Below are 12649 nucleotides of genomic sequence, written 5' to 3'. Positions count from 1 at the left end.
AGCGATGCCGACATTGCTGGCATGAAAGCACCTCGTCTCAACACATTCGGTCACCAGGCATCGGGAAAATTTTTTGCTTGGCCACGCGTTCCCATGCCGCGTGCTCGGCTGCAGGGCCGCGCTGCGGACGCGTCTATGCGTCTAGCGCTTTGAGCACGTCGAACACCACCGGTCCCGCCGCCTTCACAACAGCGGCCAGCTGATCTCGCGTCAGGCCCAGCTTCCGGGTCCAGAACGCGACCTCCCACTCCTCGTCCAGATTGATCTTCGACCTGTCGCCCAGCCAACTCTCATTTATCTCAGCGGCCATTTTAACGCTCCAATCTGTCAATCCTAGCAATTCCGTGCACGGCGCTGCTCTTCCGCGCACGAGCAATAGCCAAGCGCGAGATTATCGGGGCGTTGATAGTAAATTGCAATCCTGCGATACCGGGAAGCGCCTACAATTATTTGGGAGAAAAAAGTTCAACACCGGCCCAATAGAGGCGCGATATGACTACCGAACGGCGGTCCGACTTTGCCATGGCGATTGTCGTCGAGGTCGGAATGATCATGGCGACGACACGCGATACGAGCTATTCACTGCGCTTCCTCCGCAAGCACAAGGTGCGTGACGAAGTCGTCGTCCGCGTGCTCGCGCATGAAGGAGCCCGAAGGGATGGAACGGCGCGTGCACCAGATGCCGTCGCATATAGCAAGAACATCAGCCACTGGTAGCCTGCGCGGCGCTAGCGCAGGCCGGTATCGTCTTGTCCCCGCACCATATATGCAGCTACCGGATGCACCACAACGGGACCGCTCCGCTGCGCCGCACCAACTCCTCTGCCGAGGCAGCGCTGCTGCGGCGCCACCCGCCGACCGACACCGCCCGGACAACTCGGATTTTGGCTCGCTGGGCCAACATAGCTCGGATTCCGCGCGGAATGCTCTCGCGCCTCTGACGGCCCATCGGCACCGCGCGGGAGTTCCAGATCCCGCAGCACTGGACCTCAATCTATGCGTCACCTCGAAGGTCGCCATGGCGCTCGGCCTCACGCTGAGCCTACGCCGCGGCAACGCGTACGCGGCGTTTCGCCAGCGCCACGGTCAAGGCTTAACGCCGGCTGCCCTCGCCGTGCGCTGCGGGCGCAATTTCCAGCGCTGCCAGCAGGCGAGGCAAGTCGGCTGTTTTGGGCACATGCAAGTCGAAACCCGTAGCGCGGGCCTTCTGCATGAATGCCGCGTCCATGAAAGACGTGAACGCCACCAGCCTCGGCGACCGACCCTCCAGGCTGCGCACCCGGGCCGCGACTTCGAACCCGTTCATGTCCGGCATGCTAATGTCGAGAAAGACGATATCGGGCGCCAACCGGACCACAGCCGAGACCGCGTCAGCGCCGCAGCAGACGGTTCCGACCTCATGCCCCCAGGAGGTGAACATTTCGACCAGCAGGTTGATGACATCCTGGCTGTCATCGACGACTAGGATTCTGCGGCTACCAGTATGGTTCATATACGATCTATCGGAAAACGACGGCACGCCGCTTGGCGGGACGGCCGGCGAGTGTGGCCATCCGTGTTGATACGGGCTGCGCTACGTGGGGCGCGGTGCGGCGACGCGCTGATGTCGGCCTGTCGTACCGCGATCGTCTCGTTCGAGGCCACAAGATCCAGCGCGGCCTTTCCGCCCCTCGGAACCATCTTCCCTCCTCTGCAGCCTTGTGCTTCGGCTAGCCGGTGCTCACCAGCCGCTTCGCCTGGCCGACGGTAGCCCGGCGCGCCATCCTGCGTGCAAGCGTACCTAAAGCGAATAGGGCCATCTTATTCCCCACTCCACCGGCCCCTCGTAGGCGCGCTGGCAGTCGAGCCGTAGGACAAGTACCCGTTCCGTACTTGTCGTGCCACTGGAAGCGTCAATTTGCCGGTCGCTCCATGTTTGACTTAGCGCAAAACGGCCCGACGAGGCGCCGGTAAGATCAGACCATGGATATTCGACTACATCGGCTTTGCCTAGTCGCGCAATCGCTGCGGGATATGCACGGCGTCTACTACGCCGCCTGCTTCCTCTTTGACAATGGCGTAGACATCGAACTCGCGCGTTCCGCACTGCTTCGCAGGCGGCCGAGCTAGCGAACCGCCGGCCGGCGTCTATGCTGATCAGTAAAGGAGCGCAGCCTGCAATGGCAGTGCTGTTTTGGCGCACAAGGAGGTAGCATGCGAACAACAGGCGGCGCGGACCAACCGGGTGCGGACGCACCACTACGGCGCGCCGCAACATACAGCCGGATGTCGACGGAGCACCAGAACTATTCACTGGAGCACCAGCGCATCAAGTTCCACGCCTTCGCGGCGGCCAACGCGCTGACCATCACGCGGCAGTATGTCGATCACGGGAAAAGCGGTTTGAACCTGAAAGGTCGCGCCGGCCTGCAAAGCCTCCTGGCCGACGTCACCAGCGAACCGGACTTCGACGTGATCCTGGTCTACGACGTCAGCCGCTGGGGGCGCTTTCAGGACGTCGATGAAAGCGCCTACTACGAGTATGTCTGCCGGCGCGCAGGCATTCCCGTGCTCTACTGCGCCGAGCCGTTCGCCAACGACAACACCGCCATTTCGTCCATTCTCAAGGCGCTCAAACGCCTCATGGCCGCCGAGTTCAGCCGGGAGCTATCTGCCAAGGTTTTCGCCGCGCAGTGCAACTTCGTCGCACTGGGCTTCAAACCGGGCGGCACACCCGGATATGGGCTGCGCCGCGTCCTGGTCAACTGCGACGGGCAGTTCAAGCAGATCTTGCCGGCCGGCGAAAGGAAGTCTCAGAAGAGCGACCGGGTCCTGTTCGCCATCGGGCCACCCGATGAGGTCGCGGTGATCAAGAAAATATTTCAATGGTACGTGGAGCTCGGTCTGGGGTACACACGCATCGCTGCGATGTTGAACAGTTGCGGGATTGTCGACGAGCGCGGCAGGCCCTGGACAAGGTACTTGGTGAGACACGTCTTGACCAGCGAAAAATACATCGGCAACATCGTCTTCAACCGCAGCTCCAACAAGCTCAAGGCGCGCACAATACGCAACCCGCCCGAGATGTGGATACGCAACGAGGGCGCATTCCGCGCCTCGGTACCAGCCGCTGCCTTTCGGGCCGCCGAACAGCTGCGGATCAGGCGCTGCCAGCATCACAGTAGCTTGGAGTTGCTCGCCATGCTGCACCAGTTACAGGCGAGGCATGGATGCGTGTCGGGGTTACTGATCAATGCAGCGCCCGAGTTGCCGAGCGCCCAAACGTTCAGGTACCGGTTTGGCTCCTTGACCGAGGCGTATCGGCAGGCTGGTGTGGTCACCGCGGCGCATGCTCAATACGAACGTTCGCGCCGCCGTTTATATGACACGCGCGCGTTCCTCGCAAGCGAGATTGCGCGCTATGCGATGCTCGCAGGTGGCAAGGCAGAACCGACTGCCATCTGCAGCTGCTTTCTGGTCAACGACAGCGTCGTGCTGCAGCTTCAGGTTGCGCGAGCCCACCGGTACGCGCCCGACAGGCTACGCTGGCGCATCCCAATTCTGCGCGACAGGCAAGTCGATTTCGTCCTCGCGCCGATCATGGACGAGGGGAACGAGCAGGCAATCGGGTACTACCTGTTGCCCGCCGGGCTTTTCGATAAGGACTATGTCATTATACGCAGCGAGCGCAGGCTTGACTTTCAAGCGCATGCCTTCCCGTCGCTGGCGGCCGTTTTCGGCCTATAGCGCAGGCAGCGCGTCACCGCGTTCGATATACGCCTGAGGCGCCCGGGGTACAGGCCCCGTTCTGGCCGGACAATCGACCGGGACGCTGCGATAACGTCCAGACCCCAACGTGCGGGGCAATTCTACGGCCTGTGCCATCGTATGCGCGTGCGGACACCTTCGCCGATACCGTCCATGGTCCGCGATACCACTGCGCCCGGCGGCGGTTTCGACGCCAACGAAACGCGGGCACCTATCACAGGCTTACCACCCTCCGGCATGGCTCGTATGCGGTTGCGTCCGGGTCGCACAACAGGCTGGCCATGGCAAAATACAATCCGTCCCGGCTAACACTATCGAACCGCAACTAAATCCGGTTTCGATGGCCCATGCCCTGCCAGGTCAATGAGACAGAACCGATATCGAAACCACAGATGCCCCCCGGCCACACTCGTCGTATTGCTTCACTGCCCCAATTGCTGTGGGATGTGCATGCCGGGACAGGCCGAATCGGAATTCGCATAGGAAGCGCAGCGACAGACGGATAAGCATCCCGGGTCATCAATTCGGCCTATCCAGGAATCCCTGCCCCGCCACAGGCGCAGCCAATCATCGGAGGGAAAGTACCGATCAGCCACTTCCCGCCGAAGCTGGCGGATTTTCTCTTCTGATATAGTAGGCGCAAGCAGGTATTTTCCGAGAGGTGCCATGAATTCGTCTCAAATCAAGAATCCCGATTCGGAAGATGATCGAAAAGTCGACCATTTACGTTTTCATCGGCAGCATGAACATCTTTCAAAGACTTTTGGCAACGACTTTTTCGGCGTAACGGCGGAATCCTTTGCGCGGTTCTTCGGAACTCCCGTGTTTCTGGGTGCACAGACCGTTATCGTGGCAATCTGGATTGCCGCAAATGCCCTTGGCTTCACGCACTTTGACCTTTATCCCTTCATCCTGTTGAATTTGGCATTTAGCCTGCAGGCGGCGTACGCGGCGCCGCTTATTTTGCTCGCCCAGACACGCCAAGCGGCGCGGGATAACGCGCACGCGGACGCGGACGCCAAACACCGGGAAGCGATCGCCGTGGCGTCGGCCGAGTATGCCGCGCAAATGCTCGTACTCCTGCGACAAAACACAGAACTAACGGAAATCACCAAGACGATGGCAGCGCGCATCGAAAAGTTGACGACGGAACTGCACCACCACCTCCTGCGGGAAGGAGATAAAGAAAAATGACGCACGATCGCGTCCCTGGCGTCGACGCAAGATCGGGCCGCCACAACGCGTTTATTGTTTATAACAATCGCTAACATATCGGAACGGATGGGGAGCGAAGCGGCGATGCCCGTCAATCTTTGCGTATCGCACAGTGACAATTGGAGAGACTTGCGGGGCGGAGGACATGTAGAATCCTGTCATCGCCGCTAGGCTAGCTTGGCACCCGACCGCATCATGCACAACGATACAAAGAAATTGGTTGTGAGCTGCGCTGTCGGATTGGCGGCGCTGTTGGGGCTCGAATACGTGGTCTACCAACGCTGGAATGCCGAGGTTGCACGTAGGCGATCGCAACTGCCGCTCCCTTCACTTTCTGCCTGCACCGCCCTCATCGAGGCACATCCCAACTATTCTAGTATTGTTGCTTTGGACCGTCCATCGCACAACAAGAAGACCAACACATTGCTGTGGCCGCCCGGAACCGTCAAGCTGCGATACCCCCCCGATGCACTTAACAGCCGGCCACTCGAATGCCATGGCAGGTCAATCCGGGTGGCGATCCGCGAACTGGCAGCCGTGAAGTGAAGCGTACGTCGACCGAAGCAACGGGGCGCACGTTGCGATTCGCACGAAGCATCAGCACGCTGCGCGCGCCATCGACACCAAGGGGACAGTGTACAGCTACCCGCATACCAGGCAGAACGCACTGCGGACGGGTGAATGAACCGCCGTCTCGCAGCGTGTCCCACCCACCAACAAGCTTCGCTGCCACTTGCGCTCGTGCATGCGGCCGTTACGGCGCGTGCGTAGCGCGCAACCTTCCGCCAGACCCACCGAAACACGGGCGGCCTGCCCCCCCCTGACAACGCGCGCCCATGGCGGGCCGCCCTCCACGCGCTACGCCCGGGTGCAAGTTCCGGCAAACGCAGCCCCTGCCCCCTGCACCGGAAAACCGACGATTTTATGCCGCTTTTGCGCTGGCTTGACACACGACTTGGCTGGAAGATCCTGGAGTACTTCATCCATAGGAGAACATCATGGAACCGGCCAACCTCGCCATTACGCAAGCCATGCTGCGCGACGCCGCCGCAGGCATCCCATACGGCCAGATCGCCGCCGCCCACGGCGTGACCAAGAGCACCGTGTCGGTCCGGGTGCGCCGCCTGGCCCAGGCGCTGCAGCACATCGTCGGCGTGCTCGACGTCGATGAGGATGCATCGCCCACCGCAAGCCTGCTGCGCAACCACCGCTACGCCTACCTTGAGGCACTGGAGCACTTCCGTCCAAGCAAGGCGCCATTCCTGCAGCGCGTTCCGGCCACGCTGGCGCCGGCGCAGATCGGCATGCTGCTCAAGAAGATCGACCGGCACAGCCACAGCCCGCTACGCGACAGGGCACTCGTGCACGTGCTCTTCTCCACCGGTGCCAAACCACTCGAAATCGCCCAACTGACCGTGCAGGATTATCTCGACGCGGCCGGACAAGTGCGGCGCGTATCGGTGCTGCGCGCCGAGATCGCCGCCAACGGCGCCGACCGGCCGCTGCTGTTCGATTGCGGGGAGACGAACTCGGCCATCGACGCCTACCTGGCTGAGCGTGCCGGCGCGGGCCGGAACAGTATGGAAGCGGCCAGCCATCGCGGGCTCGATCCTGCCAGCCGGTTGTTCCTGTCACGCGACGGCCGGGCGTTCCAGGTGCTGCGCACGCAGGGCGGCAAGCGCCAGGCGGTGTGCAAGGAAATCCACGACATCTACCGCCGCATTTTCAGCCACGCGGGCATGGCCGGTGTCCATACCGCGTGCGCGCGCCGGATGGCGGCGCTAAGCATGCAGGCACGCGGCGCCGCGACGCAGGAGATCGCCGATGCGCTGGGCGTGAAGCGAGCGGCAGTGCGGAAGTTGTTCAAAAGCGTGGCGGCACCAGCATCAGCGCGCCAGGTGCCAGCGGCAAGCATCCGCAGGCCACAGCCGGTTGCATGCTCCCTGTCCGGTGGGAATATGGACCTGTTTCCCCACCCACCGTCCAGGAGAGAAGCATGAGCCACCACCCGGTAGCGTCCCAACGCACGCCCCTCAGTCCCCCCACCATACTCGGCCACCGGCAAGCACGCATCCCGACAGCGGGCAAGATCCGCGCCGGCATCAAGGTGCTCACCAAGGCGGCGGCCGCCAACCCGGCGATCCGCGCCCTGTACGAGGACGGCATTGCGCAGCAGGCCACGTTCGAGCAGATCGAACAGAAGATCGCCGAGCGCTTCCCCGACGTGAAAACGCCGCTCGCGCCCAAGAACGTGGCGTGGTTCACCGTGCGCCCCAACGATTTTCCCAATCCGGCGCTGGCGGGCCAGATCCTGGACGCCTACGGCGAGGACCGGGGCGACGGCGCGCTCCGGCTGTACCGCTTCCCCGTCATCTTCCCCGCCGATGCCTGGCAAAGCGTGATGCCGCACGAATTGGCATGCTGGGCGCGCAGCGAGAAGCGCTACTGGAGCGAGTATTCCAGCGACGGCCAGACCCGGCGCTGCATGAGGTTCGCACCGGCCAAGGTCGATCAACGCAGCGGGCGCGCGTTGCGCACTTTCGGCGGACGCGGCACCCAGCCGCGCCCGGAGAACGACGGCCTGTGCGCGCCGGAACGCTGCCCCGAATTCCAGAGCCGCCAGTGCAACCTGTCGGGCCGGTTCATCTTCTACATCCCGGGCATCCGTTCGCTCGACGCATTCGAGCTGCACACCAACAGCTTCTACGCCCTGTCGCGCGCCATCGAACGCTTCGAAGCGATCGCCTTCCTGCGCGGCGGGCGCCTGGCCGGCTTTCTCGATGCCCGGCGCACGCCGTTCTACCTGACCAAGACACTGCGCGAGGTGTCGCACCTGGACGCCAAGACCGGCCAAGCGGTGCGCAGCGCGCACTGGATCATCGAACTGGAAGCGCCGGTCGACGTGGCCGCCCTGCTCACCACACAGGACGACGAGGCCACGCTGCGCCTGGCCGACACCGCCGCGCACGCGCTCCAGGAGGACCTGCCGGCCTTGCCCGACCTGGCATTCGATATGGCGCCGACGGTGCAGGAGCGCGTCGGCGCGCCGGAGGCGAGCAGCACCACCATGCAACATGGCCAAGACGGTTTCCGCGCCGATGCGCGGGCGACGCCGCCGGCCGGTACGGACAACAGCGCCGACGCCGTGTACGCACTTGCGGCCGAGCTGGGCGTGGAGCGTGAGCGGCTCGACGCCTACCTGGACTGGGCGTGGGGCGCGGGATGGCGGCGCAACGCGCAGGGCGTCAAGCGCGTGCTGGCCGAGCTTGCCGGCTTCCAAGGCGATCCTGCGGGCCTGCGCGCGCGCATCACAGCCGAAATCGGCGCACAGCAATAGTGGGCCATCATGATCACCATTGCCCATTTCTCCGACCTGCACTACGCCGACGACACCCTGGCCGAGGTGGACGCCTGTTTTGCTTTCGCGGTAGACCAGGCCATCGCCCGCGGGGCGCAAGTGGCCGTCGTCACGGGCGACAGCACCGACCATGCGCTGCCGGCCCATTCCCCTGCTTTCGCCGCGCTGGCGCGGCAGATCCGCCGGCTGGCGGACCATTGTCCTGTACTGATGCTGCAAGGCACGTTCAGCCACGAGCCGCCGGGTCTGCTGCGCCTGTTCCCCTTACTGGGCGGACGGCATCCGGTGCACGCCGCCGAGCGCCTGTCGCAGGTGGCGCTACTTAATGACGGGCGCTGGCTGGCGTCAAGCGACTGGCGCTTCGACACGCCGCCCGCCGACGTGCGCCTGTTGTGCAGCTGCCTGCCCACCCTGAACAAGGCCGCGCTGGCCGCCAGCGTGGGCGCCGGCGACGTGTCCGCCGCCATGGGCGAGCACCTGGCGCGGCTGCTCGCTGGCCTGGCCCCGATCCACCAGGCGGCGCGCGCGGCGGGCGTGCCCGCCATCGGCTTGTCGCACGGCACGGTGCGCGGCTGCGTCACCGAACACGGCGTGCCGATGGCCGGACTGGACCACGAATTCACCACCGGCGCGCTGTTTGCCGCCCAGGCCTGCGCCTTCCTTCTGGGGCACATCCACCTGCACCAGCACTGGTGCGACGGTGAGCGCCTGATCGCCTATCCCGGCGCGATCGGGCGGCTGCACTACGGCGAACAAGGCGACAAGGGCTTCCTAGTGTGGCAGGTCGATGCCGCCGGGGCGCGAGCCACGCTGGTGCCAACGCCGGCGCGCCGCACCCACGAGCTGGTGTTCGACGGCGCGCCCGATGTGGCCGCCCTGCAGGATTTCGCGCGCGCGCACGAGCTGGCCGGCGCGTGGGTGCGGGTGCGCTGGTGCGTGGCTGAGGAAGCTGCGCACGCGGTAGACCGGGAAGCGATCGCCGCCGCGCTCGCGGGCGCGGCCGGGATAAAGCTGGAGGGGCGCGTGCTGCCGGTGGCGCGATCGCGCGCGGCGGGCATCGCGCACGCGACAGACCTACGCGCGCAGCTGCGCGCGTGGGCGACAGCGTCGGCTATCGATGCGGCGCCCCTCATGGCTTGCCTGGAGAGCCTGGAACAGCTGGCGCCGGACGCGATCGCCGCGCGCCTGCTCGTCCAGGAGGGCGACGGCGCCGGGTTAACCGCAGCCGGCCAGGACGTACCATGGGACCAGACAACGGCGATCCCAGCCGCCGTACCTGCGATCGCATGAAAGGAGTGGATCATGATTCCCCTGAAACTATCCTTGAGCGGCTTTTGCGGCGTCCGCGATGGCCTGCGCCGCGACAGCATCACGATCGATCTCGAACAGGAGGCCGGCGGCGCGGCGCTGGTGGCGCTGACCGGGCGCAACGGGCGCGGCAAGAGCACCATCCTCGACAACATGACGCCCTACCCCGTGATGCCCTCGCGCGCCGGCGCCGACGGGCTGGGGGCATTCTCCTACTATGACGAAGTCTACCTGCCGGAAAACCACAAGGAACTGGAATGGGCCATGGATGGCATGCGCTACCGCAGCCACCTTGTGATGCGCCTGGGGAGCAAACGGCGCACCGAGGCCTATCTGCACCAGCTGGGCGAGCACGGCTGGGCGCCTGTACGCTTGGCCGACGGCACGGTGTCCGACGGCAAAATGGAAACCTACAGCCGCTGCGTCGAAGGCGTCGCCGGGTCGGCGGCGACGTTTTTCAGCACCGCGTTTTCCGCACAGCAGCGCCGCCAGCTATCGGCCTACCGCAACGGCGAGATCAAACACTTGCTGGGGGATTTGCTGCGCCTGGACGCGGTGCGCGCACGGGGCGAACACGCGGCCGAGGTCGTGCGCCTCTTGCGTAGTGGGCTGCAGGACGGCCGCTGGCGCCAGCAGGCGCAGCGGGACACCCTGGCCCGGTTGGCCGCCGAGCGCAACGCGCTGGGTGACACGGCCACCAAGGCCGAGCTGGCAGGGCAGAACCGCAATGTCGCCGCCGCCCGGCTGGACGCCAAGCGCACCGTATTGGCCGCCCTGCGCGCCGAGCAGGCGGTCGCCGCCAGCCATGAGGGCCGGCGCGCCCAGCTGCTGCAGGAGCGCGCAGCGGCGCTCACCGAACGGCAACACGGCCTCGCGGCGCTTGAGACGGAGCTGGGACGCGAGCAGGCCGCGCTCGACGAGCTGGCTCAACGCCATGCCCAGCGCGCCACGCGCCGCGAAACCACCCTCGCCTCGCTGCGGGCGCAGCGCACTACCCTGCTCGCCTCCATCGAGCAGGCCCGCCACGCCGCGCGGGCCGCGAAGCGGCTCCCCGTCATGCTGGCCGTGCTGGGGCGGCGCGAAACCCGGCTGGCCGAAGCACGGGACGCCCTGGCCCAGGGCGAACGGATGGCGGCCGACCTGGCGCTGGCGCAGGCGAAGTGCGCGGCCATCGAACGCGAAGCCGGCCAGGCGGCGCTGGCGGCGCAGGACTTGCGGCGGCGCTTCGCGCTGACGGCCGAGGTGCCGTGCGCCGGCATGGCGCTGCAGGCCGGGTGCAAGCTGCTGGCCGATGCGCACACGGCCCACGCGCTGCTGCCGGATGCCGGGGCGGTGGTGGCGCGCCTGAACGCGCAGCATGCGGCACTGGCAGAGCAAATCGCATCGCTGCGAGGCCAGGCCGCTGGCATGCCGCGCGCGCGCCTGGCGGCCCAGGCAGCCGAAGAGCGGCTGGTACGCAGCCGGGACCGCCTGGCGCAATGCGAGCGGCAGGCCGCGCGGCTCGACGCGCTGGCGCAGTCCGGCGCCATGCTGGAAGCGGCCGAGGCCCGGCTCGCCGCGCATGGTGAACAGGCCGCTGCCGAGCGGGCCGAGGACGACCGGGCCTACACCGAGCGGCAGCACCGGATCGCAGGGCTGCAGCGGCGGCGCGCATTGACGGCGCGGCCGAGCCAGGTGGCCGAACGCATCGATGCGCTGCTGGCGGCGCTGCCACCGGCCTTCGACGAGCGGGCCATAACCGGCGCGGCCGGCGACTGCGAACAGGCCCAGGCGCGCCTGCAACAGGCCGAGCAGGCCCACCTGGGCGCACTGCGCGAACACGACCGCGCACGCGACCTGGCCCGGAAGCACGCCGCGCAAAGCCGGGCCTGCGAATACCAGAAACGCCAAACGCTGCGCCTGGAGCGGCATCTGGAGGACTGGGAACTACTGGCCAAGGCGCTGGGCCATGACGGCATCATCGCGCTGGCCATCGACGATGCTGGACCCGCCCTGTCGGCGTTGGCCAACCAACTGCTCCTGGCCAGCTATGGCCCGCGCTTTTCCGTGTCGCTCCAGACCCAGCTAGCCACCGCGAAGGGCGAACTGCGCGAGGGCTTCGACATCACCGTGCACGACGCGCACAGCGACTGCGTCAAGAGCGTGGCGAAGATGAGCGGCGGCGAGCGGATCTGGATCAACGAGTGCCTGACTAGGGCCATGGCGCTGTACCTGGCGGAAGGCGACGGCCGGCGCAGCGCCACGCTGTTCTCCGACGAGGCCGACGGCGCGTTCGACGCCCAGCACAAGCGGCGCTTCATGGCCATGAAGCGCGAGGTGCTGCGCATCGGTGGCTACACCCAAGAGTATTTCATTTCCCACACGCCGGAGCTGGCTGAGATGGCCGATGTGGTGATCGATCTGGAACGCTACGCAGCGTTGTAACGACCCACTGAATTCCTGCTCACGTCATAATTGAGGAAATTGACAGTGAGTACGAAAATGGACGAAGAGGTAAAACGCTGGACGGCCAAGCGCAAGAGCGCGCTGGTGCTGGAAATCATCCAGGGCAAAACGACGGTCGCGGAAGCAAGCCGTGCCTATGACTTGGCACCATCGGAAGTTGAAGCCTGGGTTGACGAAGGCAAGCGGGGCATGGAAAACGCACTGCGGGCCAATCCGCTCGATGTACGCGAGCAATACGAGCGCCAGATCAAGGAGTTGCAGGAGGCCTACGGGGAAGCGATGCTGGAGTTGCGGGTMCGAAAAAAGCTGMRGTCCCTGTTGGGCGAGGACGAGAAGTGATCGAGACGATCCGCCAGGGACTCAAAGCAGATGGGTTGTACGTCTCGACCAGCAAGCTGTGCAAATGGCTGGAGGTGCCGCGCCGCACCGCCTACTACAAGCCRACCAAGGCGGCGCCGAAGGTGAAGCCCGAGCTGGMCGAGCCCATCAAAGCCATGATCGAGGAATCGCCGTCCTTCGGCTATCGCACGGTGGCGCAGCTGCTGGGCATGAACAAGAATACCGTGCAGCGCATTT

11 protein-coding genes and 1 pseudogene are annotated in these 12649 nt (G+C 65.3%); 10 read left to right on the top strand and 2 right to left on the bottom strand.

Annotated elements, in window-relative coordinates:
* Positions 1-133: 133 nt before the first annotated feature.
* On the bottom strand, positions 134-310 hold the full coding sequence (locus ASC94_RS31455) for a DUF3606 domain-containing protein (RefSeq protein WP_082615950.1): 177 nt from the start codon (positions 308-310) through the stop codon (positions 134-136).
* A gap of 182 nt (positions 311-492) precedes the next feature.
* Between ASC94_RS31455 and ASC94_RS00050 the strand changes: the two genes are divergently transcribed.
* Complete coding sequence (locus ASC94_RS00050; RefSeq protein ID WP_056388926.1) at positions 493-717, top strand: hypothetical protein; 225 nt, start codon at positions 493-495, stop codon at positions 715-717.
* A 376-nt stretch (positions 718-1093) separates the two neighbouring features.
* On the opposite strand, the gene ASC94_RS00045 is transcribed toward ASC94_RS00050, so the two are convergent.
* Positions 1094-1492, bottom strand: a complete 399-nt coding sequence (locus ASC94_RS00045) for a response regulator (protein WP_056388923.1) — start codon at positions 1490-1492, stop codon at positions 1094-1096.
* 701 nt (positions 1493-2193) lie between these two features.
* Here ASC94_RS00045 and ASC94_RS00040 point away from each other — a divergent pair.
* The 9 genes and pseudogenes from ASC94_RS00040 to ASC94_RS00005 form a co-directional block, all read left to right on the top strand.
* Positions 2194-3726, top strand: a complete 1533-nt coding sequence (locus ASC94_RS00040; RefSeq protein WP_056388920.1) for a recombinase family protein — start codon at positions 2194-2196, stop codon at positions 3724-3726.
* A gap of 687 nt (positions 3727-4413) precedes the next feature.
* Positions 4414-4941 carry a DUF1003 domain-containing protein gene (locus tag ASC94_RS00035; RefSeq protein WP_056388916.1) on the top strand — a complete coding sequence of 176 codons (528 nt, stop codon included), beginning with the start codon at positions 4414-4416 and terminating at the stop codon, positions 4939-4941.
* Positions 4942-5157: 216 nt separating this feature from the next.
* Positions 5158-5508: a hypothetical protein gene (locus ASC94_RS32215; RefSeq protein WP_157201220.1), complete on the top strand. Its 351-nt coding sequence runs from the start codon at positions 5158-5160 to the stop codon at positions 5506-5508.
* Positions 5509-5960: 452 nt separating this feature from the next.
* Positions 5961-6962 carry a tyrosine-type recombinase/integrase gene (locus tag ASC94_RS00030; protein WP_056388908.1) on the top strand — a complete coding sequence of 334 codons (1002 nt, stop codon included), beginning with the start codon at positions 5961-5963 and terminating at the stop codon, positions 6960-6962.
* The gene (locus ASC94_RS00025) at positions 6959-8299 is read left to right on the top strand and encodes a hypothetical protein (protein WP_056388903.1); all 1341 of its coding nucleotides are present in this window, start codon (positions 6959-6961) and stop codon (positions 8297-8299) included. The genes ASC94_RS00030 and ASC94_RS00025 overlap by 4 nt, the downstream gene beginning before the upstream one ends.
* A 9-nt stretch (positions 8300-8308) precedes the next feature.
* Positions 8309-9610, top strand: a complete 1302-nt coding sequence (locus tag ASC94_RS00020; protein ID WP_200955518.1) for a metallophosphatase family protein — start codon at positions 8309-8311, stop codon at positions 9608-9610.
* A gap of 171 nt (positions 9611-9781) precedes the next feature.
* Positions 9782-12052, top strand: a complete 2271-nt coding sequence (locus ASC94_RS00015) for a DNA repair protein (RefSeq protein ID WP_157201219.1) — start codon at positions 9782-9784, stop codon at positions 12050-12052.
* 45 nt (positions 12053-12097) lie between these two features.
* On the top strand, positions 12098-12412 hold the full coding sequence (locus ASC94_RS00010) for a DUF1153 domain-containing protein (protein ID WP_056388899.1): 315 nt from the start codon (positions 12098-12100) through the stop codon (positions 12410-12412).
* Positions 12409-12649 (top strand): annotated as a pseudogene (locus ASC94_RS00005) (IS3 family transposase); the annotation flags it as partial. The gene ASC94_RS00010 and the pseudogene ASC94_RS00005, both read left to right, overlap by 4 nt.

The sequence above is a fragment of the Massilia sp. Root418 genome (assembly GCF_001425265.1).
In the GTDB taxonomy this organism is placed as follows: Bacteria; Pseudomonadota; Gammaproteobacteria; order Burkholderiales; family Burkholderiaceae_D; genus Rugamonas.
The sequence above is the reverse complement of the archived record's forward strand: the minus strand, read 5'-3'. Positions and strand labels throughout refer to the sequence as shown.